The organism is Glaciecola sp. 2405UD65-10, assembly GCF_048820975.1.
Taxonomy (GTDB): domain Bacteria; phylum Pseudomonadota; class Gammaproteobacteria; order Enterobacterales; family Alteromonadaceae; genus Glaciecola.
Map to the genome: position 1 here is coordinate 138887 of NZ_JBMEUF010000001.1, position 25794 is coordinate 164680.

At 40.7% G+C, this 25794-nt stretch carries 22 protein-coding genes; 16 read left to right on the top strand and 6 right to left on the bottom strand.

Translation table 11 applies throughout. The features are described from left to right. Positions 1–37 precede the first annotated feature (37 nt). Together ACOI22_RS00685 and ACOI22_RS00690 are read left to right on the top strand one after the other, a co-directional pair. Complete coding sequence (locus tag ACOI22_RS00685) at positions 38–1486, top strand: M20/M25/M40 family metallo-hydrolase (protein ID WP_420669191.1); 1449 nt, start codon at positions 38–40, stop codon at positions 1484–1486. A gap of 30 nt (positions 1487–1516) precedes the next feature. Continuing rightward, positions 1517–2869 (top strand): OmpP1/FadL family transporter, encoded by a 1353-nt coding sequence (locus ACOI22_RS00690; RefSeq protein ID WP_420669193.1) that lies wholly within the window; start codon positions 1517–1519, stop codon positions 2867–2869. 10 nt (positions 2870–2879) lie between these two features. Here ACOI22_RS00690 and cheB read toward each other — a convergent pair whose 3' ends face one another. The 3 genes from cheB to asnS all read right to left on the bottom strand — a co-directional run bounded on the left by cheB (position 2880) and on the right by asnS (position 7858). Beyond that, positions 2880–3953 carry a chemotaxis-specific protein-glutamate methyltransferase CheB gene (gene cheB / locus ACOI22_RS00695; RefSeq protein ID WP_420669195.1) on the bottom strand — a complete coding sequence of 358 codons (1074 nt, stop codon included), beginning with the start codon at positions 3951–3953 and terminating at the stop codon, positions 2880–2882. Between the two features lie 32 nt (positions 3954–3985). Then, positions 3986–6280 carry an efflux RND transporter permease subunit gene (locus ACOI22_RS00700; RefSeq protein ID WP_420669197.1) on the bottom strand — a complete coding sequence of 765 codons (2295 nt, stop codon included), beginning with the start codon at positions 6278–6280 and terminating at the stop codon, positions 3986–3988. A 180-nt stretch (positions 6281–6460) separates the two neighbouring features. Beyond that, entirely contained in the window at positions 6461–7858 is a 1398-nt protein-coding gene (gene asnS, locus ACOI22_RS00705; RefSeq protein ID WP_420669199.1) for an asparagine--tRNA ligase, read from the bottom strand. A 180-nt stretch (positions 7859–8038) separates the two neighbouring features. Between asnS and ACOI22_RS00710 the strand changes: the two genes are divergently transcribed. From ACOI22_RS00710 to ACOI22_RS00725, 4 genes are all read left to right on the top strand, one after another. Next, positions 8039–8458, top strand: coding sequence for a hypothetical protein (locus tag ACOI22_RS00710; protein ID WP_420669201.1), 420 nt, complete (start codon positions 8039–8041; stop codon positions 8456–8458). A gap of 403 nt (positions 8459–8861) precedes the next feature. Next, positions 8862–10274 carry an ATP-binding protein gene (locus tag ACOI22_RS00715; RefSeq protein ID WP_420669203.1) on the top strand — a complete coding sequence of 471 codons (1413 nt, stop codon included), beginning with the start codon at positions 8862–8864 and terminating at the stop codon, positions 10272–10274. After that, positions 10267–10926, top strand: coding sequence for a hypothetical protein (locus ACOI22_RS00720; protein ID WP_420669205.1), 660 nt, complete (start codon positions 10267–10269; stop codon positions 10924–10926). Before ACOI22_RS00715 ends, ACOI22_RS00720 begins: the two co-directional genes overlap by 8 nt. 5 nt (positions 10927–10931) lie before the next feature. Beyond that, on the top strand, positions 10932–12284 hold the full coding sequence (locus ACOI22_RS00725) for a sigma 54-interacting transcriptional regulator (protein ID WP_420669207.1): 1353 nt from the start codon (positions 10932–10934) through the stop codon (positions 12282–12284). Here the strand turns inward: ACOI22_RS00725 and bioA are convergent. Beyond that, positions 12281–13555 carry an adenosylmethionine--8-amino-7-oxononanoate transaminase gene (bioA, locus tag ACOI22_RS00730; protein ID WP_420672284.1) on the bottom strand — a complete coding sequence of 425 codons (1275 nt, stop codon included), beginning with the start codon at positions 13553–13555 and terminating at the stop codon, positions 12281–12283. The genes ACOI22_RS00725 and bioA overlap by 4 nt on opposite strands. A gap of 108 nt (positions 13556–13663) precedes the next feature. Here bioA and bioB point away from each other — a divergent pair, with 108 nt between their 5' ends. Genes bioB through bioD form a run of 4 tightly spaced genes read left to right on the top strand, consistent with a single transcriptional unit; the run spans position 13664 to position 17504 of the window. Further along, positions 13664–14803, top strand: coding sequence for a biotin synthase BioB (gene bioB, locus ACOI22_RS00735; RefSeq protein ID WP_420669209.1), 1140 nt, complete (start codon positions 13664–13666; stop codon positions 14801–14803). Beyond that, on the top strand, positions 14803–15981 hold the full coding sequence (locus tag ACOI22_RS00740; protein WP_420669211.1) for an aminotransferase class I/II-fold pyridoxal phosphate-dependent enzyme: 1179 nt from the start codon (positions 14803–14805) through the stop codon (positions 15979–15981). Before bioB ends, ACOI22_RS00740 begins: the two co-directional genes overlap by 1 nt. Then, the gene (locus tag ACOI22_RS00745; RefSeq protein WP_420669213.1) at positions 15978–16808 is read left to right on the top strand and encodes a methyltransferase domain-containing protein; all 831 of its coding nucleotides are present in this window, start codon (positions 15978–15980) and stop codon (positions 16806–16808) included. The genes ACOI22_RS00740 and ACOI22_RS00745 overlap by 4 nt, the downstream gene beginning before the upstream one ends. Then, the gene (gene bioD / locus ACOI22_RS00750) at positions 16809–17504 is read left to right on the top strand and encodes a dethiobiotin synthase (protein WP_420669215.1); all 696 of its coding nucleotides are present in this window, start codon (positions 16809–16811) and stop codon (positions 17502–17504) included. On the opposite strand, the gene pepE is transcribed toward bioD, so the two are convergent. Then, complete coding sequence (gene pepE, locus ACOI22_RS00755; RefSeq protein ID WP_420669217.1) at positions 17487–18179, bottom strand: dipeptidase PepE; 693 nt, start codon at positions 18177–18179, stop codon at positions 17487–17489. The two genes, bioD and pepE, sit on opposite strands and share 18 nt — an antisense overlap. Positions 18180–18295: 116 nt before the next feature. Here pepE and ACOI22_RS00760 point away from each other — a divergent pair, with 116 nt between their 5' ends. From ACOI22_RS00760 to ACOI22_RS00770, 3 genes are all read left to right on the top strand, one after another. After that, positions 18296–18538 carry a hypothetical protein gene (locus tag ACOI22_RS00760; protein WP_420672285.1) on the top strand — a complete coding sequence of 81 codons (243 nt, stop codon included), beginning with the start codon at positions 18296–18298 and terminating at the stop codon, positions 18536–18538. 141 nt (positions 18539–18679) lie between these two features. Then, positions 18680–19156 (top strand): low molecular weight protein-tyrosine-phosphatase, encoded by a 477-nt coding sequence (locus ACOI22_RS00765; protein WP_420669219.1) that lies wholly within the window; start codon positions 18680–18682, stop codon positions 19154–19156. A 2-nt stretch (positions 19157–19158) separates the two neighbouring features. Beyond that, positions 19159–20163, top strand: coding sequence for a FecCD family ABC transporter permease (locus ACOI22_RS00770; protein ID WP_420669221.1), 1005 nt, complete (start codon positions 19159–19161; stop codon positions 20161–20163). A gap of 1 nt (position 20164) precedes the next feature. On the opposite strand, the gene glpK is transcribed toward ACOI22_RS00770, so the two are convergent. After that, complete coding sequence (gene glpK / locus ACOI22_RS00775; protein WP_420669223.1) at positions 20165–21649, bottom strand: glycerol kinase GlpK; 1485 nt, start codon at positions 21647–21649, stop codon at positions 20165–20167. A gap of 252 nt (positions 21650–21901) precedes the next feature. Here glpK and ACOI22_RS00780 point away from each other — a divergent pair, with 252 nt between their 5' ends. The 3 genes from ACOI22_RS00780 to ACOI22_RS00790 all read left to right on the top strand — a co-directional run bounded on the left by ACOI22_RS00780 (position 21902) and on the right by ACOI22_RS00790 (position 25767). Next, the gene (locus tag ACOI22_RS00780) at positions 21902–23518 is read left to right on the top strand and encodes an FAD-dependent oxidoreductase (protein WP_420669225.1); all 1617 of its coding nucleotides are present in this window, start codon (positions 21902–21904) and stop codon (positions 23516–23518) included. Positions 23519–23580: 62 nt separating this feature from the next. After that, the gene (locus ACOI22_RS00785; RefSeq protein WP_420669227.1) at positions 23581–24279 is read left to right on the top strand and encodes an ATP-binding cassette domain-containing protein; all 699 of its coding nucleotides are present in this window, start codon (positions 23581–23583) and stop codon (positions 24277–24279) included. 147 nt (positions 24280–24426) lie between these two features. Further along, positions 24427–25767: a class II 3-deoxy-7-phosphoheptulonate synthase gene (locus ACOI22_RS00790; protein ID WP_420669229.1), complete on the top strand. Its 1341-nt coding sequence runs from the start codon at positions 24427–24429 to the stop codon at positions 25765–25767. The last annotated feature ends 27 nt before the right edge of the window (positions 25768–25794 follow it).

Genomic DNA, 25794 nt, shown 5'->3' on the forward strand with positions numbered 1-25794 from the left:
ATAATAAAAACGACAATTTACATGGGATTTGACAAAAATGAATACTTCTTTTTATAAAGCGGGTTTTTGTGCTTTTAGCATATTAACCCTGGCATCTTGCGGTGCTACCTATACTCCTCAACCAGCCAAAGAGGGGCTTGAAGTTACGCCGGCGCAAAATCAAGTGATGGAATACGTTCGTAAGGTGCAAAACCAAAGTGATGAAAGTGATTTGGCTTTTGAGATAGTTAAGTCATTAACGGTTGAAGTTGGCCCTCGTATTCCAGGTTCATCGGGCGATAAACGAGCGGTTGTTTGGGCTGAAAATAAATTAAATGAATTGGGCTTTGATAAAGTCTATAAACAGGCTGTTCGAGTGCGCAATTGGGAACGTGGTTTTGCCGATGCGAATGTTATTAAGCCTTACCCTCAGCCGCTGGTAATAACGGCCTTAGGGGGCTCTATTGCAACGCCTGAAAGCGGGATTGAAGCGCCGGTAGTGATGTTTGAGTCATTAGAAGCCTTAAGCAAAGCAAGCGCAAATGAAATTGAAGGTAAAATTGTATTTTTAAATACCCGGATGCAGCGCCATAAAGCTGGCCGCTTTTACTCACAAGTGGTACCTAACCGCGTAAATGGCGCGGTTGAAGCGTCAAAATTAGGCGCAAGCGCTGTCATTATTCGCTCAGTAGGGACTGATAATTCTCGTTTTGCTCATACGGGCGTGATGCGATACGAAGACGGCGTGACGAAAATACCTGCAGGTGCTATTTCTATAGCCGATGCAAACAACCTAGAAGCGATGTTTACTGGCAACACTGAAGTACTGCTTAATATTAATATGCAGGCTAAAGACGCAGGTTGGCAAACCTCTTACAACGTTATTGGGGAATTTACGGGCACTGAAAAACCAAATGAAGTGGTTTTAGTAAGCGGCCACTTAGACTCGTGGGATGAAGGTACTGGTGCATTAGATGACGGCGCAGGCGTAGGTATTGCAACCGCCGCTGCAACACTAGTGAAAAAAGTTGTAGGCCAGCCCAAGCGAACAATTCGCGTGGTGTTATTCGCTGCAGAAGAAATTGGTTTGATAGGTGCTCGCCAATATGTGCGAGATAACAAAGATAGTCTTAAAAATATCATTATGGCGGGTGAATCAGATTTTGGTGCGGGTCCCATTTATCAAATTGATACCCGCTTTAATGAAGCTGTTAGAAGCGATGCAAGTGAGCTATACGCAGAGTTAGCAAAAATTGGCGTGGTATTAGGGAACAACACCACAAACGGTGGCCCTGATGTATCAATTATGCCCAAGTTAGGCGTGCCAGTTATTGCGCTTAAACAGGATGGAACCTATTACTTTGATTACCATCACACGCCAAACGATACTTTAGATAAGATAAACCTAGCGGACATTACTCAAAACCAAACTGTATGGGCAATGATTACCACATATATGGCTATGAGTGACTTTGACCCTCGCCCAGCGCCAGAAGCTGCGCCATAAAGCGTTAATAATCATAATTAGGAAAGTGCAATGAAACAAACATTTTTACGTGTATGTACAGTGACAAATTTGTTGTTACTTTCCCCTTTTATGTTAGCTGATGAATACCATTACAATAACTTGCTTATTGGTAAAGATGCCGTAGGAATGGGCGGGGCTTATACGGCAGTGGGAGATGATTTATCAAGTATTTACTATAATCCTGCCGCGCTTACTCGTGTTGGTGATAGTAACATGGCATCAATTAACACCTTTGCCTGGGAACAAACCACATTTAATAATGTGTTTGGGAATAGTGACGATTTTAAACGCAGTGCGTTTTCAATTGTCCCAGGCTTCTTTGGTATTAGCTATAACACTAATAGTTGGACATTAGGCGCGGCACTAATGGTGACTGATTACAGTCAAGAACGTTCTGATGACGAAATATTTTATCAAAGCCCGGCATTTTTAGGCACTGGAAGTTCTACAAACAATGAATTTATCACAATAGATATTGATAACAGTGCTTACCAAGTTGTAGGTGCTGCTGCCAAGCAAATTAATGATAACTTTTCTATTGGCTTTGGGTTGGGCATAGAGTACCGAGCATTTCAGACTACGCAATCTTCAGGGACGGTTATAAGCTCAAGTTCAAGCGAACTCAGTGCCTCGGCCAGTGGCTTTCAAGCCAGTGCGCGTTATTCTGATGACAACATTCTTATGATTCCGTCTGTTTCTATGTTGTACCAAGATAACGCGTGGTCATTAGGGGCGAAAATCGCTAAGTCTATTGTTGTGCAGCGTAATCATGAGTTTGTTAGTGCAATATTTCTAACGGGTGTACCTGCTGACTTTCCTGATGTAGTGTCGGCTGCGCGCTTATCGGAAAGCGCTTGCTGCAAACAGAAGTACCCATTTAATATAAATGTAGGCGCCGCTTATAAAACGGCCAACTGGCTATTTAGCGCTGACCTTCAGTATTTCGAAAAAGTAGATGAGGGCGTTGAACTACTCGAGGTATTTGGTTCACCGGTGACCAAAGTGTTAGATGAAGTGGTGAATGTAGCTTTGGGCTTGGCGTATACTATTAACCGAACTGACAGCATAAAATTCGGTATTTTTACCGACAACGCTAATTCAAGCATTGATACCAACATTGAGTTTCAGCGCTTAGAGGCCATTGACTTAATGGGGGTGAGCTTAGCCTTTGACACTGAGTTAATTGAATTACCCTTCACCTTTGGGGCTTATTATAAATTTGGTGATGGCAAGGTACGTATTGCCGACACGCGAAGTGTAGAAAATATTGTGGGTTTGCCTTTGTACCCCCAAAATAACAATAGTGATATTGCAGATGCTTCGCGCGGTACTGTAGTGGCTTATTTTAGCGTGAATTTCTAGCCTTATAAAACTACATTGCTTGTAGTATCGCTTCACTGATTTTGTTATTGGCGAGCGTGTGGGTAGCCCCCCTCAATTCTACTAATTCACGTGGCATGCCATATACAACCGCTGTTTCAGATGATTCCGCTATTGTAAATGCGCCCTTACTATAAGCTTGGTGCATCTCTTTTGCGCCATCATTGCCCATGCCGGTCAGCTGGACGCACATTAGCCTTTCGCAAGGTAAAATATTCATAGCCGAGAGCACCATTTTGCTTACGCTAGGGTGCCATACAAAATTTTTATCAATAGCTTGTGGCGTGGCTACAATAATGCCTCCTTGGGCCGAAAATTCTATATCACCATCCCCTTTAACTATGTATATATGGCCCGCCTTGAGCTCTGTCGTATCTAAAACTTCACTTACCGCAAGCTTACACAAGCTGTTTAAGCGCTTCGTAAATACCTCGGTGAATCGTGCCGGCATGTGCTGAGCAACTACAATGGGTACAGGAAAATCAGCAGGCAAGTTTTGCAGAATTTGTTGCAAGCACCCAGGGCCGCCAGTTGAAGCACCTATAACAATTAAATCAAATTTTGCGTGCTTTTGTATAGGTAGCGAAGTTGGCTGCGTTGGCGCAAGGGGTTTGGGTGACTCGCTTGGGTGTAATGTATTAAATTTGTTGCGAAAGGTACTACGCGGCCTAAGTTTAGATTGACAGGCAGCTTTTACTTTTTCAACTAATTGAATACCTGAATCAAGTATATTCTGGTTATGTACACCTTCGGGTTTCGCAAAATAGTCAACCGCACCTAATTCTAGCGCTTGTAAAGTGGCTATCGCTCCTTTTCGAGTAAGAGAAGATACCATTATTACTGGCAGGGGATGTGTGGTCATAATTTGTTTTAAACAAGCTATTCCATCCATAACCGGCATATTTATATCAAGCGTAACTACGTCAGGCGTATTTAAGGCTATTTGAGTTAAACAATCTTGCCCGTTAATCGCAAAAATCACTTCGTATCCAGCGTTATTCAAAACAGTTTGAATATGCTTTCTCATTACTGCTGAGTCATCTACAACTAATACTTTTTTACGCATTCTTGTGCTTCTTATTTAGCATTCTTTTAATTTTACCTCGATGATGACCTTGATTTCTTTTGTCCGAAAGACAACATGGCTGGTAGTAGTAACAAATCTACAATAAGCGCAAGGACTATAATAATTGCCGTTAATGTACCCATATCTGAATTCAAGGCAAAGCCTGAGAAAGCGAGAACCGTAAAGCCACTTGCCAATACTATGGTGGTAATTAACAGCGCATTGCCAACATTATTAAATGCAAACATAATCGCTTCGTTTGGTGTAGAGCCTGAGTCGATAGATTTTTTATACTTACTTAAAAAATGCACTGTATCGTCTACTATAATACCCAAGGTCATGGTCATTACTACTGATAATGCCATGCTTATTTCTGCTGAAATAAGTGCCCATACCGCAAATCCCATTAATGCAGGAAGTAAATTAGGGATTATGCTGATCAATCCTAGCTTTACACTTCTCAGTGCAAACAACAGTAAGCCTGAAATAAGCAGAAGGGCAACAACACCCCCTTTAATCATTCCCTCCATATTGGCTTTTCCAATATGTGCAAATATTAAGGGGATACTGGCAGCTTCAAGCGTGTATTGAGGAGCTTTATTATTCATCCATGCTTTTGCTTTGTCTTCAAAGGCGGTTAGCTCGCTACTGCCTAGGTTTTGTATGGTTACCATTACGCGCACTGCCGATTTTCGCAAATCTATTTGATTGTTGGTATCAAGCCCGAAAGGTAAGGACATTTCATAAAGCAGTAAATATTGCGCTGCCAATTCGCGGTTTTCAGGAATAACTTCAAATGCAATGTCATCATCATTTACGTTTTTACTTAAGCGTTTAATGGTGTTGCTGTAGCTAAGCACATGATCCACCTCTTCTTGAAGTAACAACCAAGCGGTAAATTCTTCTATTAAACGCAAATATTCAGGACTGTTTATTTCGTTGTCTTTATTAGTATAAAGCGCGAAGTCGATGTTGGTTAAGCCACTTAAGTTATCTTGCTGAAAATCGGCCGATTGCCTAAAGGTGTTACTTTTATTGAAATACTCAATGGCAATATCATTAAGTTCATTTTTGCTGGCTAAAAAAGCACTTCCAATTATTAAGACAAGGCCTGTCAATACAATTGGGCGGCTGTAATTTATAGTCAGTTTGGCCATTTTCTCCCAAGGGCTAGCTTCTTTAAGCGCTTCCTTTTTAAAAGAAATAGGCAGTGCTAACAATAAAGCGGGTAGTAAAATGAGGGAGAATAGGCAGGCTATAATCACCCCTATTGCAACCAAATTACCTAAATCGGATAAAACCGGTACTTCAGCAAAATTAAGGGTTAAAAATCCAATGGCGGTGGTAAGGCTGGTCATAATTATAGGTGGAGTGTTTAATTTTAGGCTCTTTTGAATCGCGAGGGATTTTTTGTCACCCTGTTGCATATAATAGCGTAAGCTAGAAATAACATGCACGCTATCGGCAATCGCTAAAGTCATAATAATAACCGGCACGTTGGCGGTGGCTATGTTCATAAACATACCGAACCAGCCGCCAAGGCCTAGGGTGGCAATAATACTAGTGAAAATAATGATCAGAGTGGCTACCGTTGCCCATACACTTCGCATTAATACTGCTATTAAAATACTAATGAGTATAAACATTGCTGGGAATAGCGTTTTTACATCGTGCAGAGCAGCTAAAAACATAGCGTCGGTCATAAATACAATGCCGCTTAGGCGGTATTGTACGTCAGGATATTGTTGTTGATAGGGCGCTACCATATTGCGAACATAGTCGCTAACTTCCTGAATAACCGCTGTTTGGTCCCCATCAGGTAGCAATATATTAACGTTGATCATGCTCACTTTTCCGTTTGAAGAAATGAGTTTGTCTACTAAATCAGGTTCATTCAAGCTTACGCTTTCAATCAGCGCAATCCTATTGTTATCTAAATCGTCTATATCCATGAGTAAATCTTCAACAATCAAATCCCCTTCATCTGAATAGGTGTGTTGAAAATTAGTGAGCGAGTCTACTCGGGTAGATAAGGGAATTTGCCAACTCGCGTCAGATAAATCTTTAATCATCGCAAGTCTTTCTTGCGTAAACTGAGTCCCATCTTCTACGGAAATAACAATAGAAACACTTTCATTTTTTGTAAATCGCTCTTGCATTTGCTCGTAAGCTAAACGCTGTGGATTATCATCTTTGAAGAATACTTTGTAATCACCCCTAAAATATAAATTTTTGCTGCCCAAAGCGGCAAGTAGCATAAATATGATACTTACAACAATAACAAGCTTAGGGCGAGCCAAAACCTTTTCTATCCAATGATTATTCAAAATGAACCTTTAGGTAACAAATAAAATGATGTATTAAGTCTCAAACATATCGACAAAATATGCAATTAACTGAAGGTGTAAAATGTATTTTTTATGTAAAAATAAGGTGATGGTGGCAGCAAAAAGTGGGGGGGAATAAATAAGGAGCTCATTTTAGAACGAACTCCTTATTTTAGCTTTCTAGTAGTTAGCGTTGCCTGGTGAACGCGGGAACGGAATTACGTCGCGAATATTTTGTACACCGGTTACGTACGAAACTAAACGCTCAAAACCAAGGCCAAAACCTGAATGTGGTACTGTACCGTATCTGCGCAAATCTCTGTACCAAGCGTAATCTTCCGCGTCTAAGTTCATCTCTTTTAAACGCGCATCAAATACATCGAGTCGCTCTTCACGCTGCGAACCACCAATAATTTCGCCTATCCCTGGGGCAAGTACGTCCATTGCTGCTACCGTTTTGCCATCATCATTAATACGCATGTAGAAGGCTTTAATATCTTTTGGATAGTTTTGCATTATAACCGGCGCACCAACGTGTTCTTCGGCAATATAACGTTCATGCTCAGACGATAAATCAACACCCCATTCAACTGGGAATTCAAATTCTTTGCCGCAGTTTTGCAAAATTTCAATGGCTTGGGTGTAATCCATTCGAACGAATTCAGAATTAACAACCTGTTCCATGCGCGTAATAACGTCTTTGTTGACACGCTGCTGGAAAAACGCCATATCATCAGCGCGCTCTTCTAAAACGGCTTTAAATACATATTTAAGTAAATCTTCAGCTAACTGAGCCACGGTAGATAAATCAGCAAATGCGACTTCTGGCTCAATCATCCAAAATTCAGCTAAGTGGCGGCTGGTATTTGAGTTCTCTGCTCTAAACGTTGGGCCGAAAGTGTACACCTTTGACATTGCCGTACAGTAAGTTTCAACGTTTAATTGGCCTGATACCGTCAAAAACGTTTCTTTGCCGAAAAAGTCTTGCTTGTAGTCAACATCACCTTTATCAGTGCGCGGTAGGTTGTTCATATCAAGGGTAGATACGCGGAACATTTCACCTGCACCTTCAGTATCAGATGCCGTTAAAATGGGAGTACTTATCCAATAATAGCCGTGCTCATGGAAAAATCTATGTACGGCTTGACTCAAACAGTTACGTACGCGAGTTACTGCGCCAATTATATTGGTACGAGCACGCAAGTGGGCATGTTCACGCAAGTATTCAATACTATGACGCTTAGCAGACATGGGGTAGGTATCAGGGTTTTCTACCCAACCAACAATCTCAATAGAATCAGCTTCTATTTCTAGCGCTTGTCCTTTACCTTCTGATTGTTTAATAACCCCAGTAGCAATAACAGAGCAACCCGTTGTTAGCTTAAGAATATCGTTATAATTGGTAAGAGAATTCAGCGCAACCACTTGAATAGGGTCAAAGCAGCTACCGTCATGAACGGCAACAAAAGAAAGACCGGCTTTTGAGTCACGCTTTGTGCGAACCCACCCTTGCACAGATACACTCGTGCCAACCTGATGTTTTCCAGCCAATACATCGGCGACTGGGGCTGTTGTCATATTAATCTCCATGAAATCTAAGAATATTCAAGTTTCGCGTTTGGAAACGCCAATAATGAGCATAAAGATGCTCAAACAAGGTAAAATAGCATTAAACTTGATATGATTGTTTGCAATTTTAATAATTATTCACAATAGTATACTTCACTCAAATTATGATGCCACTACTGTATAAGCAATATGACAAATAAAAATTGGCAAAAGGCCGATGTTTCGGGAATAGACTTAAATTCACCCGATGGATTTATTGAACGACGAAAGCAATCTAGAACCAAAGATTGGTTGTATCGCGTTGTGGTGACCCTAAATTTATTAGCGTGGGCCTTTTTGGTAAGCGCGCTTATTTTATTTCATTACGCTAGGCCGGAATTTATTACCGGTGTGCAAAATTACTGGGGAATAGAAGGGCGAAATTTTTGGTCAGAAGAACATTTGGCAAATCTACTTCGTTTATTACAGGTTTGCTTATTCACAACTATTTTCACCATCGCGCTTCGTAGTAGGCGGAATCGAAGAAAAAGTGACCGATTCGGCGTCAATATTATCATTCTCTTAGTTATCTCTATTGTTAGTTTAGCCACACTGTACATGACAGTGTAAATAATTAAGCCAGTGTTACAACTTGGTGACAAGTTTGAAAATACTTAAAAATCAAACATTTACTTCTAAGTTAACTGGATTTAAGACTTTTGTGCAGATTTAGTGTCGGTAAATTGCGACATTTACGGGCTAAGATTCTTAAAATAAAAAATATAAGCTGCTGTTTTTTATGGTATATTTTTAATGGCACGATAATTGAATTGCAATTTTCTTTTATGTGATCAGTAAAATCGTACTCACTTATTTACGACTCGAATTATCAGTAGGAACAATAAATGGATTTTTCATATTTTAAAAGGTTAACCGTCACGCCACTTACGCTCTTTAATTTGAATTTTTAGTCTTGAATCGCTTCAATATATTTGCAATGCTTGCGAGCAAAATTTCTCGACTTGGAAAGCACTTGCAGCTTAGTTCATTGCGCCAGCTAATACTTGGCAGTTTCTTCATGGCCCTAATTCCTTTAATTGCACTGTTGTGGCAAGGTAAAAGTGATTTTGTTTCTGTGAGTAAGTTAACGGCTAGCAATACAGGTTTTTTTGTATTCATGACCAGTGAGCTAAGAGAGCTAGAATCTTTTGGCGATGATGTTGAGCGCTTGGTAAGCCAATATCAGGTTTTACCTAAACCCCAATTGCAAGAATTAGCTGACGAAGCAATTGATAACTACTCTCGAAAAGTCGCCTTTTTGTGTGAAGAATTTAGCGATGGAAGTGCTGAATGCCGAGAACTCGTATTAATTATATCGCAATTATCAGAATACACGTCGTTTAACGACAATATGTTATTAGACGCTCAATTGGCATCTTTGCGTGATGCTCAGGCCAAACTTCGGCTTAAAATTCAGGTGCTCATTAATACTAAAATAATGACACAACAATCTCTTTTAGAAGAATTACAAGTGCGCCAAAGTTGGTTTACATTAGCATTGGTAGTGTTGTCATTAGGATTAACACTTTTAGCATCACAGTTAATTATTAAACCAGTTAAAAAGCTTAAAGATATTATTGAAGCAATAGCAACAAATGATAATCAATTACCTCGCAAGAGTAGAAACGGGCCGCGAGAATTAGTGGCAGTTGAACAAGATTTATATCGTTTGAATGATCGTTTGCAACAATTAGAGAAGGTGAGAACAGCCTTGCTGCGTCATGCTGCTCATGAATTAAAAACCCCCATGGCAAGTATCAAAGAGGGCTGTGAAATATTAGAGCAAGGCATGGTAGGCAAGCTAAGCGACATGCAAAGTGAAGTGGTGTCGCTTTTAATTTCTTCAACTGACCGCTTAAACTTGCTGATTGTTAAACTATTGGATTACAACGCGCTATTACAGCAAGCAGAACCTACATTTGAATTAGTTAATATGTATAAGTTAACTAATGATTGCTGCAATGATTACAAACTGCTGTTGGCGCAAAATGAGCAGTCAATTGTAATTAGAGTTGAGCCTACATTAAAGATAGTGACTGACCCTGAGTTATTGAGACGCGCTTTAGATAATTTAGTGACTAATGCAATTGCACATGGCAATCTAAAATCTGAGATAATAGTGTCAGCAAGCGAAATTGGTGATCACACAGTAATTGATGTGATGAACATGGGTAAACCCATTAATAAAGCCTCTAGGGTTGAGCTGTTCGAACCGTTTAAACGTGGCCAAGACCCACGTAACGACAAAGTAACCGGGGCAGGCTTAGGTTTATCAATTGTGAGTGATTGTGCTCGTTTGCTAGGTGGTAATGTTAAAATTATCGATCATCAGTACACTGACGTGTGCTTTAGAATTCAATTACCAAGGAAAGAGGTAAATGAGTAAATGGTTTCAAGGTAAAATGGTATTAAGATGTTTCGCTAGTGCAAGTGTAGCGGTGTATTTATCTGGCTGTAACATTTTACCCGAACGCGTGCTTGATAGCACAAGCAATAATCAGCAAAACCTGACTTTATGTGAAAACAATCGCCAAGAAAACGCTTTCGCCGAATTTTGCGATGCGCAATATTGGATTAGTTATCAACTAAGTATTCAAAATATGGCATGGCAAGAGCGAAGTGATCTAATAAAAAGCTTAAGTGATGATGCCTTCTATGTGCTGCAAAAATCGCTTTTAAGCCAAGCCGTTGATACACCATACCAAGATCGTTTGCGTGCACAAAATTGGCTGCTAAGTTTACAAAACCTTGCGAGTGATAAAATGAATTCACTGTTGTTAGGGCTTATATATAACAATAGCCAGCAACTGTTAGAACTTGAATCAGCCATTACCGTTCTTAGCCGCGTAAATACGCAGCAAGCCAAAAAGATAACTAAGCTTGAAAAACGTTTAGGTAAAAGTGAAGAAGAAATATTGAAGCAGCAAGAACAGGTTGATCAACTTCTGAAAATAGAGCTCGATATATCTAAAAAAAATAAACAAAGTTTAGAAGTAAGTGATTCTCTAGACTTAGAAAACAACAACGATGGGAATTAATAAAGGTGACTGGTAAAATAGCTGAAGAGCAGAGACCTCGATTACTCTTAGTAGATGACGATGAAACACTGTTGCGCTTGATGTCTATTAGGCTTAAGAATGATGGCTTTGACGTTAGCAGCGTAACAAGTGCCACGCAGGCACTGCGTTTATTGTATAACAATGATATAGATGTGGTACTTAGCGATTTAAGAATGCCGGGCATGGATGGCTTAAGTTTCTTTGATGAGATACTTCATAAACATGCTAATTTACCTGTAATTTTAATGACCGCTCATGGCAATATTAAAGATGCAATTTCAGCTACACAGCGCGGCGTTTATAGTTTTTTAACAAAGCCGGTGGATCATGTTGAACTGCGCCGTACCCTATTGAAAGCTATTTCAATAAGCAGCCGACAACATTTAGGCGAGTGGTGCGAAGACATTATTACTCGTTCGCCTGAAATGATTAGGCTGTTAAAACAAGCAGAACAAGTTGCCGATAAAAATGTAAGTGTTCTCATATCAGGTGCCAGTGGAACAGGAAAAGAGCTTCTTGCCAAAGCCATTCACAAAGCGAGTAATAGAAAGGATAAGCCATTTGTAGCGGTTAATTGCGGGGCATTACCTGAAAATTTACTTGAGTCTGAGTTGTTTGGACACGTTAAAGGCGCATATACCGGCGCTCATCAAAACACCGTTGGTTTGTTTAGAGAGGCTGAAGGCGGAACCTTATTTTTAGATGAAATAGGTGACATGCCCCTTAGTTTACAGGTTAAATTATTAAGAGCATTGCAAGAGCGCACTGTTCGCCCTGTAGGTGCAACGCAGAGTGTGGATATTGATGTACGGATAATATCTGCCACCCACAAAGATTTGCAATCGGCTATGCATATGGCTGAATTTCGAGAAGATTTATTTTATCGTTTAAATGTTGTGAATCTAGAAATTCCATCCTTGAAAGATAGGTTTGAAGATATTCCCATATTGGCCGAACACCTATTAAGGCAAAGTGCACAGAAGCATGGAATTAGCGTAGTTAAATTCGCAGATGATGCTATTAACATGATGTCTAAATATGAATGGCCTGGAAATGTGCGTCAGTTAGTGAATGTTGTTGAGCGATGCGTAGCATTAACCAACTCACAAATAATAGCGAGTAGTTTGGTTGAGCAAGCGCTTTCTCAAGAAAACCAGTATTGGCCTACACTTACCGAAGCGCGTGATACCTATGAGTATGAGTACTTATGTCGTTTGCTTCGACTAACAGAAGGTAACGTAACACGTGCGTCAGACTTAGCGGGGCGAAATAGAACCGATATGCACAAGCTGATGAAAAAACATGGCCTTGTAGCCGCAGACTTTAGAAGTGTTTAACAACACTTCTCTATGCCTGCGCTAATTGCATTCGTTAGCGTTAAAATGTCGTTTTCGTTTGATATAAACGGCGGCATAAGATAAATAAGCTTTCCGAAAGGCCTTATCCAAGCGCCATTAGCCACAAACACCTTTTGTATCTCAGCCACATTTACGGCTTGTTTCATTTCAACCACAGCAATCGCACCAAGGGTTCGTACATCTGCCACTGCCTCATGGCTTAACAAGGGGGCAAGCTGTGCGGCTAATACCTTATGGATATTAGCTACGTTTTGTTCCCAATTACTTTCTAGCAAGGTGCTAATACTGGCATTTGCAACTGCACAAGCCAGTGGGTTGCCCATAAATGTAGGGCCGTGCATAAATACGCCTGGGCTTCCTTCACATACCCCTTGCGCTACATTATCACTACACAAAGTTGCGGCAAGGGTCATGTAGCCACCGGTAATTGCCTTGCCTAAACACATAATGTCAGGACTAATATCAACATGGTTGCAAGCAAACAATTTTCCAGTTCTGCCAAATCCAGTCGCAATTTCATCGCAAATGAGCAGTACATCAAATTCATCGCATAATTGCCGGCAAGCACGAAGGTACTCAGGATGATACAAGCGCATACCGCCAGCGCCTTGTACTACAGGTTCAAGTATTAATGCCGCAATACTATTGTGATGGGTCTCAAGTATATCGCGCATGGGCGCAATGTCATCGGGGTTCCAGGCTTGGCCGAAACGAGTTTGCGGCGCAGGTGCAAAATAATGTTCAATTAATGAGTTTTTGAACAAAGAATGCATGCCATTTACCGGATCGCATACCGACATTGCCGCGAAAGTATCTCCGTGATAGCCATTTCTGGGAGCAAGCAGTTTATTTTTCTCGGCACGTCCCTGACACGCCCAATACTGCATTGCCATTTTAATGGCGACTTCTACTGCCACCGAGCCCGAATCAGCTAGAAATACGCGGTCAAGGCCTGAAGGCGTAATATCAATTAGCTTTTTACATAGATCAATTGCCGGTTGATGGGTAATACCACCAAACATAACGTGGGAAAAGTTATCGATTTGCGCATGAGCGGCTGCATTTAGTATTGGATGGTTATAGCCATGAATAGCCGCCCACCAAGACGACATGCCATCAACAATTTTTTCCCCGCTAGCCAAATGTAGATGCACACCACTGGCATGTACCACCTCGTAGCAAGGTAAAGGTTGGTGGGAAGAGGTGTAGGGATGCCAAATATGGCGCTTATCGAATTCGATATTACTAATTGATTTGCTCAAAAATTAACCTGTAGTTTAGCTTTGCTTTTAATTTGCATTGACAAATAGCGAATGGCACATAGACTAGTGGCAAATTAATTCTGAGTAAACCTTTTTATGACCATTACTGCTGACGCAAATCATCAAACAAATAAGGCAAATGCTTTTAGCCAACATGATACAACTATTCGCCACGATTGGTCTCTTGACGAAGTTAATGCTTTATTTGCACTGCCTTTTAATGACTTGATGTTTCAAGCTCAAACCATACACCGTCAGCATTTTGATCCAAACCAAGTACAAGTATCTACCTTGTTATCCATTAAAACCGGTGCATGCCCTGAAGATTGTAAATATTGTCCGCAAAGTGCCCGGTACGATACGGGGCTGGAAAAAGAACGCTTACTTGAAATAGAAAAAGTCATACAGCGGGCTAAGGAAGCGAAAGCCGCAGGTTCAACTCGTTTTTGTATGGGTGCCGCATGGCGAAATCCTAAAGAACGTGATATGCCCTATGTAACAGACATGGTTAAAGAAGTAAAAAAGCTAGGCTTAGAAACCTGTATGACATTAGGCATGCTTACCCGTGACCAAGCCTTGGCGCTTAAGCAAGCTGGGCTTGATTACTATAATCATAATTTAGATACCTCGCCGGAATACTATGGTGACATAATTACCACTCGTACTTATCAAGACCGCTTAGACACACTTGATAACGTGCGAGGCGCAGGCATGAATGTGTGCTCTGGTGGCATTGTGGGAATGGGTGAAACCAGTGATGACCGTTCAAGTTTGCTTCGCCAGCTCGCAAATTTACCGCATCACCCTGAAAGCGTGCCTATTAACATGTTAGTAAAGGTGAAAGGTACTCCGCTAGACAATGTTGATGAATTAGAACCTTTCGAATTTGTGCGCACCATTGCCGTTGCTAGAATTTTAATGCCTAAATCTCATGTGCGTTTGTCAGCAGGGCGCGAAAATATGAATGAGCAAATGCAAGCAATGTGCTTTTTAGCGGGCGCTAATTCTATATTTTATGGCTGTAAGCTGTTAACCACGTCAAATCCTGATACCCACGAAGACGTGCAATTATTTAAAAAGCTAGGCATTAACTCAGAGAAAACACGCGACTATTCCGATGAAGCTTTTGCAGCAGCCTTGCATGAAGAAATTGAACAAAATGATACAAGTGTAGCTGCCGATGCCTTATTTATTGATGCGACTCAATCATCTTTGAAACAAGCAGCTAAGATTTAATGTCATTTGAGTTTTTAAGAACCAATTTAGCAGAAAAAGAAAGCTTAGGCTTATTGCGTGAAAGGCGCTGCATTGCAAGTAATAAAGATGGCATTATTGAAGTTAAGGGCAAGCATTATATTAATTTTGCCAGCAATGACTATTTAGGCTTAAGCCAGCACACTCAAGTACAACAAGCGTTTGCCCAAGGTATAGCTGCCACTGGAACGGGAAGTGGCGCGTCTCCCTTAGTAACCGGCTACAGTGAACAGCATAAAGCCTTGGAAGATGATATATGCAGCGTATTAAATAAGCCCGCCGCCTTATTATTTAGTAGCGGGTTTAGTGCAAATCAAGCTATTTGTCATGCATTGTTTAACCAAGCCAATAACAGTGCAGGGCATATACTATGTGATAAATACATGCACGCTTCGTTCATACAAGGGGCGCTAGAAACCCCTGCAAAACTTCTGCGCTACCAGCATAACAATTTTGAACATGCGCAAAAGCAGCTACGAAATTTACCTGCCAATAGCTTAGTAGCCACTGAAGGTATATTTAGCATGGACGGTGATGAGGGTGAAATTGCCACATTAGCCGGCTTAATAAATAGCGAGAGTGAAACGCAAGACAGACCTTGGCTGATGGTAGATGACGCTCATGCATTTGGGGTAATAGGTAAATCAGGTTTTGGGAGTTTGGATGCAAACATTACATCTGAAAGCGTAGATGTTGTAATGGGAACTTTTGGTAAAGCCGTTGGTACAGGCGGAGCCTTTGTGGCAGGTAGCCAAGCGTTGATTGATTACATGGTAAATTCGTCTAAACACTATATTTACAGCACCGCGTTTAGTGGCGCGCAAGCTTATGCTACGCGTACTTCTTTAGCCATTATTGAAGCAGGTAAAGAACGTGAATTATTGCACAATAACATTGCGACATTTAAGCAATTAGCAGCCGAGCGAGGTTTAGATTTATTACCTTCTAATAGTCCTATTCAAGCACTCATAGTGGCGTGCCCCAACAAAGCAATGGCCTATAGTAAAAAGCTAGCTGAGCTTGGTTTATGGATTCCGGCTATACGCACCCCCACGGTGCCTAAAAACACTGATCGTTTGCGTATAACCTTAAGTGCGCTGCATCAAACACAAGATGTTCACGCACTTATTGATGGGCTTAGTGTGGTGATACACAATTGAAAACGCACTCCTTAAAATCTTCGATTCAGACTAGTTTTGATGTGGCCGCACATTCATACAATAATAATGCCCATGTTCAGGAACGTATTGCTGAGGACAATTTACGCGAGTTTGCACAGTTAGATCGCGCCGACTTAGCTTTATTAGTTGATTTAGGATGCGGCACAGCAAAGGCAAATAAAGTGCTAGCTAATTGTGCGCATGCATACCTTGGCTTAGATTTATCACGCAAGATGTTGTTAGAAGGAAAACGGTCTTCAATTAGGGCAAACACACATCATTGCTCAAATTGGATACAGGGCGATCTTGAATCCTTACCTTTTCAAGATAAATCCGTTGATGCATTCTATTCATCAATGGCGCTGCAATGGTGTACCTCTACGCTTACGTTTATAAAAGAGGTGAAGCGGTGCTTAAAACCTAAGGGAAGCGCCACTTTTGCCCTTATGGTAGATGGCTCATTTAGTGAAGTTCACAAGGCTTGGCAAAACCTAAACATGTCATCACGTTTAAATACTTTTACCAGTGAAGCGCAGTGGCTAGAAACCGCAAAGATGTTTGACTGGCATGTTACCAGTACAGTAAGAAATTACATCACTGAGCATGATAGCTTGCTTAATCTACTTCGTTCTGTGAAATCAGTAGGCGCAAATATAAAAAGCCAGCCTCAAGTACAGCAGTGCTCTGCAAGTAAACAAAAGCAAGGTTTTATAAGCCGGGCTGAATTGCGCGATTTAGAATTTGAATTAACACGGCACAACGCGGCTCAAGCTTTTGAGCTTTCTTACCGAGTACTCTTTTTAACCATTCAAAATAAAGATAAATAAATGCATACTTTTTTTGTAGCAGGAACCGACACTGATGTAGGTAAAACCATAGTAAGTAAGCTTATTATTAGGCAGCTAAACGCTAAGTTTGGCGCCACCTTAGGCATAAAGCCAGTTTCTGCGGGTTGTGAGCTTACGCCAGAAGGTTTACGCAATGAAGATGCTTTAATTTTGCAAAATGAAAGCGCGATAAAAGTACCTTACGAGGTAATCAATCCGATTGCATTTGAGCCTGCAATTGCACCGCATATTGCGGCTCAATTGGTAAACAAAGGCATTACGCTTGATGACTTACAAAAATGTTTAGCGCGCGCCAGTACATATGAACCAAAGTATTTATTGATAGAAGGCGCCGGTGGATGGCGATTACCGCTTAATAATGAAGGCTTATTTTTATCTGATTTCGTAAAAGATAGTAAAATTAAAGTGATATTGGTAGTAGGCATGAAGTTAGGTTGCTTAAATCATGCTATTTTGAGTTACCAAGCGATATTAGAAGATGGTTTAGAATGCGTAGGGTGGGTGGCAAATCACCTTAGTGCTGATATGCCGTATTTGCAGGAAAATAAAGAAACTTTATTAAAAACCCTAGGCTGCCCACTTATAGCAGAAGTGCCATATCAAGGCGGCACAAACTCGACTGATGATATAAGCACCATGCATGTAAACGCGTCGTTTCTACAAGTATTCAGTTAAATCTTGTTGGCTTGTAATTTCTAACTTATTGGGGCCAATGAAAACAAAGCCATTTAATTCCCCTAGCAGACTTAATTTATTATCCCTAATTAACAATGCAGTGCCCTCTCGAATAGCGATGACCGGGGTTTTAGGGTGTAATACACAAAATTCTTCAATGCGTTGATCACGAGTTTCACCGTGATGATGGGGAGCTACATAATCGGTGTAATGGGGGTTTAGTTGGGCGCTCAAAAAGTGTAGTGCATTAAATGAAGCGGGCTCAATTATAGGCATGTCGTTGGTAGTACGAATACTTTGCCCACATATATTTGAGCCAGCGCTCCAGCCAATATAAGGGGTTCCCAATTTCACGCTTGCCTGAATGGGCGTTAAAAGCGCATTTTTATACAATTGATGGAGTAAGTTAAATGTATTTCCCCCTCCAACTAAAATTCCCTCAGCTTCTTTTATAGCTAATACCGGGTCCTCAAATTGGTGTATTCCTTTTACTTGATACATAGGTAGGGCGTCTTGCACTTTTTGTGTGTATTCATCCCATGAAATGGAAACACCCGCATAAGGCACGAAAATAAGCGTTTTAGCCCCGTTCAGATGCTCAAGCATCCAATTTTTTGCATAGGCAAGGTAATCGTGCTCAGCATATTTTGAGCTACTTAACATCAACACATTCATTCTTGTTTCCTAAATTATGACTTACATCAACTTATCTTCGATGGTCTTATTCTACAATGCTTGTGTGCTTGATTTACAGCGCAAATTTTTCGTAACTTAAGGGGCGAATAATGTATATGACTGACAAAACCTTAATAACAGTGTTAAAGATTATTATGACAACTGGATTATGTTTAATTGCACTAGGTGTTTATTTTCATTTATACAGCGAGGCAATTGAACAAATGGGCGTCACAGGGATGATTATAAGTGCTTGTTGCGTTGCAATAGGCATGATCATGTCTTTGCCCACTAAAATGTTTTTGACCTTTGTATTGGTTAAACGAGAAGAAGACCTAAAGCATCATAAGTTGCACTGAGGCAAATAACCATACTTTAAGATAACTAGGTGCTAGGAATCATAAAAACACATGTTCTCAACATTGATGTGATGAAAATCTATTGGGCTTCTTGTATACTTTATTCAAGTAAATAAAAATAAAGATACGGGTCTTAAAAACATGGGCACGCCCTCAGTACTTTTTGTATGTTTAGGTAATATTTGTCGTTCTCCCACTGCTGAAGGCGTTTTTAAACACAAAGCTATGCAAAATGGCTTTGATGTAAAAGTAGATTCTGCTGGAACAGCGGGTTACCACGATGGCCACGCGCCAGATAAACGGTCTCAGCAAGTCGCTAGTCATAAAGGCTATGATTTATCGCGCCTTAAGTGCAGAAAAGTGACGGAAGCTGATTTCGAGACCTTTGACCACATTATTGCAATGGATAAGGCTAATGTGCGTGATTTAAAGCGCAAATGCCCAGAAAATTTGCAGCATAAAATTAGTTTATTTTTGTCGTATGCTAATAGCGAATTTGAAGAAGTCCCTGATCCATATTACGGTGGCGGGAAAGCCTTTGAATTAGTTATTGATTTAATAGAAGATGCGGCTGATGGTCTTTTATTTAAGTTGTCGCAATCGCTTAAGGCGGGCTAGCATTGCCGCCTGTTAAAGGTAAACCTTGGTACGCATATGTAGCTCTGTATCTTGGAGTGAATCTGCTCTTATCCGCATTGTACTTGTTTCCAAACCTTATACTGAGTTCTGAATTAAGTAAAAGTACTGAAATACACATTCTTTTTGCTATTAAAATTCCTATATATTTAACTGCAATCTTAGTCGGCTGGGCTATTTCATCTGCGTCAGCCGCACTGCAAGTAACCTTACAAAACCCTTTAGCTGATCCTGGCTTACTGGGCGTATCAAGTGGCGCTAGTTTTATGGCGGCTGTTTGCTTATTCATTTTTGCCAGTATTGGCATAGCTCCAAACGCTTTGTTTTTTGAATATAGTATGTACTGGATGCCATTAGTTTGTTTTGCAGGTGCTTGTTTAAGTGGCTTATTAATTTTTGCGGTCGCTAAGAAAATTGGCCAATCTATTAGTAGTTTTGTGCTAGCTGGTATTGCCATTTCTACCCTATTTAGTGCCTTAGTGGGGTGGCTATACCTTGTTGCGCCAGCGCAAGCAATGAAGAGCTTAACATTTTGGTTAATGGGTAGTTTACAATATACCAACTACACCAGTTTAACGGTGGCCGGTTCGCTTATAATATTTGCATTAATATTGCTGTATTTAAAGTCACACCACTTGAATAAATTGTACTTAGGCGCTCAAGCTGCGGCTAATGCAGGGGTGAACGTTGAGTCTCTTCAACGCCAAATATTTTTATTAGTGGCGTTACTGGTAGGGGCAAGTGTTTCGATTGCCGGTTCGGTAGCATTTTTAGGTTTGTTGGTACCCCATGTAGTCAGGCGAATACATGGGTACAATAATCAGCATGTGCAAATTCTGTCAGGCATATTGGGCGCGAACGTGATGCTAGTGTGCGCAAACGCGAATGAATATATTTTTTCTACCCAAGTGCCGCTATCAATGATAACGGCGAGCCTAGGTGCGCCCCTGTTTTTATACGTATTATTTGCTAATAAAAATCATCAATAAACTATTCAGCAAACGCTAAGGTAGCCTCTACCGCCAAGTGCCATTTTTTTAATAATCTCGCTCTTGTTGGTTCACCTAGTTCAGGTGAAAAGGTGCGGTCAACCGCCTTATGTGATGCAATATCGTCTAAATCTTTATACAAGCCTTCTTGTAAGCCTGCTAAGTAGGCAGCCCCCAACGCGGTTGATTCCATAATTTTTGGACGTTGTACTTCAATTTGCAGAATGTCGGCTAAAAACTGGCACAACCAATCATTTGCTACCATGCCACCATCTACCCAAACAGCTGATGATGATATTCCGTCATTTTCCATCGCGTTTAGTAATTCATGGGTTTGGTAGCATACTGCTTCAAGTGCGGCTCTGGCAAAGTGCGCGGGCCCAGTGCCACGCGTCATACCAAATAGGCTTGCTCGTGCATTAGGGTTCCAATGAGGGGCTCCTAAGCCAGCGAAACCTGGTACAAGGAAAACACCATGGTCATAATCAAGTGATTCGGCCAGCACTTGGCTTTGTTTAGCATGGTCTAATACGTGGATACCATCGCGCAACCACTGGATGTTTGCGCCTGCAGTGAAAATAGCACCTTCTAAGGCATAACTTGTTACGCCATTTAATCTATAACCCACGGTAGTTAATAATTTATGTGACGACATTACCGCTTCTTCGCCGGTATTTAGAAGTGCAAAACAACCTGTGCCATAGGTACTTTTAAGATCACCTGCTTTAAAACACGATTGCCCTACAAGCGCAGCTTGTTGATCACCTGCCACACCACTAATGGGTAACGACTGACCCAACACTCGTTTACTGGTAATGCCAAAGTCGTCAGCGCAATCAAGTACTTCAGGTAACATATTGGCGGGAATATCAAATAGCTCTAATAATTCAGCATCCCATTGTTGCGTATGAATATTAAATAAATTAGTTCTACTTGCGTTGCTTGCATCGGTAACATGTGACTTGCCGTCAGTTAGGCGCCATATTAAGAAACTATCTACCGTGCCAAAGGCTAGTTTGCCTTGGCTAGCAAGGTGGCGTGCTCCTTCAACTTCATCCAAAATCCATTTGACTTTGGTTGCCGAAAAATAAGGGTCAAGTAGTAAGCCGGTTTTAGCCCTGACGAACTCTTCCTGCTTTTTGATTGATTCACAATATTGGGCGGTTCTGCGGTCTTGCCATACAATTGCAGGATAAATTGCTTTACCGGTTTGCTTATTCCACACTAAGGTGGTTTCTCGTTGATTGGTGATGCCTATACAGGCAACGCTAACTCCTTTTTTGCTAGCTTGCTCAAGTGCCGTTTTACTGCTTTCTAATGTTGTTTTCCATATTTCTTCGGGGTCGTGCTCAACCCAGCCATTCGCCGGATAGTGCTGAGTAAACTCTTGTTGCATGTTTGACACTTGCTGGCCATTTAAAGCGAATACAATTGCGCGGCTTGAAGTGGTTCCTTGGTCTATAGATAAAATACCTTGCTTGCTCATAGTTTGACTCATTTTTGTTGTGTGTTGTGTTTAAATAGCTATTATCATTGCGAAGATTCATTTATAAATTAATTATGTAAAATGTAATCTATGTAAATGAATCGTCGCATTAACTGTGTATTGTTATGTAAAAAAGTGCGTACAAAATTTAGGTAATTTAAAGAGATTTATTGTTCTCTTTATTTGCCTTTTACACCCTAAAATGGTTAATATATTATTTATCATACAAATATGTAAAGCGGAAATGTAAAAATGTTGTTGCGAGAGACCAATGTATCAAAACTTAACGAAGATGAATATGACGTTCTTATATTAGGGGCTGGTATTAATGGTGCTGTTTCTGCAGCAGCGCTTGCACGAAAAGGCTTAAAAGTCGCCATGATAGACAAAGGTGATTTTGCTGGGCAAACATCATCTAATTCGTCAAACCTAGCTTGGGGCGGTATAAAATACCTTGAAAACCATGAGTATTTTTTAGTTAACAAGTTGTGCAAAAGCCGAAATCATCTCATGCGCAGCTACCCTTCAACGGTTCAAGAAATCCGTTTTTTAACTACCTTACAGAATGGTTTTAGATTTCCCGCATGGTTTGTATATTTAGGTACTTTAACTTACTGGGTAATGGGAAGGTTCTTCACCAAAGCGCCCAATTTTTTAGGCGCTAAAGCAATTAAAGCGCTAGAGCCGGCCATTGATGTAAGCAATGCGCAGGGAGGATTTGAGTATTCAGATGCTTTTTTACATGACAATGACGCTCGCTTTGTGTTTAATTTTATTCGTTCAGCCATGGACAACGGTGCTGTAGTTGCCAACTATGTAAGTGCAAATGGCAGTTCAAAAGAGGGTGATACGTGGCTTACGAAAGCGACTGATTGTACAAACGGTAAAGAACTCAACATAAAATCTAAAGTCATCATTAATGCATGTGGCCCTAAGGTTGACGCGTACAATCAAGCCAACCATCAAACTACCGAGCATCAGCATTTATTTTCAAAAGGTGTGCACTTAATAGTTGATAAAATCACCAAGGTAGACAAAGTCCTAGCATTCTTTGCATCTGATGGCCGTTTGTTTTTCGTTATCCCCATGGGGCAAAAAACATGTATTGGCACAACCGATGATAAAGTAGAAAACCCTGATACTCACGTAACAGATGCCGATCGAACATTCATATTAGATAATGTAAATGCCTTACTTGCGCTTGATAAACCCTTAACTATGGATGACGTTATTTCAGAGCGCTGCGGTGTGAGGCCTCTTGCTGTTAAAGGCCAAGACGGAAAGGCTGATTGGGTTGCGCTATCACGTAAGCATGCTATTGATGTAAACAAGCAAGACAAATATTTAAGCATTTTTGGTGGCAAACTGACTGACTGCATTAACGTTGGAGAAGAAGTTAGCCAATTGGTGAAGTCATTAGGCCTTGATTTACCCTACGAGAACGCTATTTGGTATGGTGAGTCTGATGATAAAATTAAAGGCGAATTTGAATTTAGAGCAAAGCTCTTAGATTTAGATGCCATGACACCCGAATATTCATCTGAAAAATTAACGACTCGATTGTGGCGCCGTTATGATATTCACGCTTTGCAAATATTAGATGAAATTCAGCGCGATCCTAGCCAAGCCGAACAATTATTAGAAAACGCTGAATACTTGCGGGCTGAACTTCACTATGCGGCACGACGTGAAATGATTACAAACTTAGAAGATTTTCTACGCAGGCGTTCAAAAATTGAAATGGTGTTAAGAAAAACCGATATCATTAACACCAAAGGTATAGTGGAAGCTTGCGAAATTTTATTTGGCGCACAAGCCCAAGAAAAGTTAAATGAATATGTTGCTCAAGTGAATACAGTTTCTGAATAACTGAATGTTGGTAAAAAGTGCTTCAATTAAAAAATGCGTGTGTTGGGTCAAGAATTAAATCAGTGAATTTAGATATTACTGAGGGAGAGTGTTGGCACTTACTTGGTAATAATGGCTCAGGTAAATCTAGCTTATTGGCATTAATGGCCGGGACGCTGGCGGCAGATACCGGCCAAATATTACTCAGGGGCCGTATTATTGATGATATATCCTTAGCGCAATTAGCCCAAGCAAGGTGTTTTTTGCAGCAATTGCCGCAAGCTGAGTTCGATATAAGCTTGCAAGAATTGCTCACGTTTTATTCCCAGCAAACACACTTACCCAAGCCTGTTGAAGATGCTTTAGGTTTGTCTGATTTAATGCCTAAATCATTGCGTAAATTGTCGGGCGGCCAGCAACAACGCTTTCATATAGCTCTAAGCTTAACGCAAATTTGGCCTGCGATTGAAAGCGGCAAAGCACTAGTATTACTTGATGAGCCATATCAGTATTTAGATATTTCTTACCAATGTAAGCTTAAAGCATTACTTAAGAATATATTAGCGCTGAATAATACGATTGTAATGAGCACACATGACGTCAACAGTTGTTTTGGCTTAGCTTCGCACATAGCCTGGCTAAAAGACAATGCAATAATGGCACAAGGCAGTACACATTCACATTTAAGCACTCACAATATGACGCTGGCTTATGGGCATGCATTTCATGAAATTCATGATGACGTGCAAAAGCAACGCTATTTCATTCACTCTCCCGCGTAAACCCAATAAATTTGCAAAATTTATCCTATAATTACGCAATTTATGGCGTGATTATGCTACTCTCACTTTTATTAAAATAATAAAATTTACGTCACATACCGTGGCATTTACAACAGTATAAAAGCGAATGAATTTAAGGACACAGCAGTGAGCGAGTGGAGCATAGATAGTTGGCAGAAAAAGCCAATACTACAACAACCAACTTATAAAGATCAGGCATTATTGAAAGACGTTGAGGGTAAGCTTGCGAGTTATCCACCTTTAGTGTTTGCTGAAGAAACGCGTCAATTATATAAGCAACTGGGTGATGTATCTCAAGGGAAGGGTTTTCTTCTTCAAGGCGGAGATTGCGCTGAGTCGTTTAATGAGTTTAATGCGCCTAAAATAAGAGACACTTTCAAAGTTATTTTACAAATGGCAATTGTGATGACTTTTGCAGGGCGTTGTCCGGTTACTAAAGTAGCTCGTATGGCAGGACAGTATGCGAAACCTCGCTCTGCCGATACCGAAACAATAGGCGGTATTACGCTACCAAGTTATCGTGGCGATATCATTAATAGTTTTGAGTTTACACCAGAAGCACGTGAACCTGATCCTACGCGTTTGCTTGACGCTTACCATAGAAGTGCATCTACACTTAATTTGTTGCGTGCTTTTGCTCAAGGCGGACTGGCTGACTTACATCAGGTGAATCGCTGGAATATGGCGTTTTTGGAAAATAATCCACTTAAAGAGCGTTATCAAGATATTGCTAATAGAATTGAAGATACGCTTGCCTTCATGCAAGTTATTGGTGTGAATAGCCAAAATACCGCTTCACTACATGAGACTAGTTTATTTACCTCCCACGAAGCTTTGCTACTTAACTACGAACAAGCGCTTACGCGAATAGATACGCTTACAGGCAAGCCGTATAATTGCTCAGCGCATATGTTGTGGATTGGTGAGCGAACACGTCAATTAGATCATGCTCATGTTGAATTTTTCAGTGGTATAAATAATCCAATAGGCGTGAAAGTAGGGCCAGGTATGCAAGAAGACGAACTTATTCGTTTAATTGATGCATTAAACCCTCAGAATATCCCAGGGCGTTTAACGCTAATTACTCGTATGGGGGCTGACAAACTAGCTGACAACCTGCCGCGTTTATTACGCCGCGTTAAAGCAGAAGGGCGCCACGTAGTTTGGAGTTCTGATCCAATGCATGGCAATACCATTAAGGCTTCAAGTGGTTATAAAACACGTAATTTTGATGCTATATTGACTGAAATTAAGCATTTTTTCCAAGCTCATGCTGCAGAAGGTACGCATGCTGGTGGTATTCATTTAGAAATGACTGGCCAGCACGTGACAGAATGCACCGGTGGTGCTTATCAAATTAGTGATGACGATTTAGCACAAGCGTATCAAACGCAGTGTGATCCTCGTTTAAACGCTGACCAAGTGCTTGAAATGGCATTTTTAGTAGCGGATCATTTAAAGAAATAAGTGTAAAAATAGCGCTCAGCCCTTTGA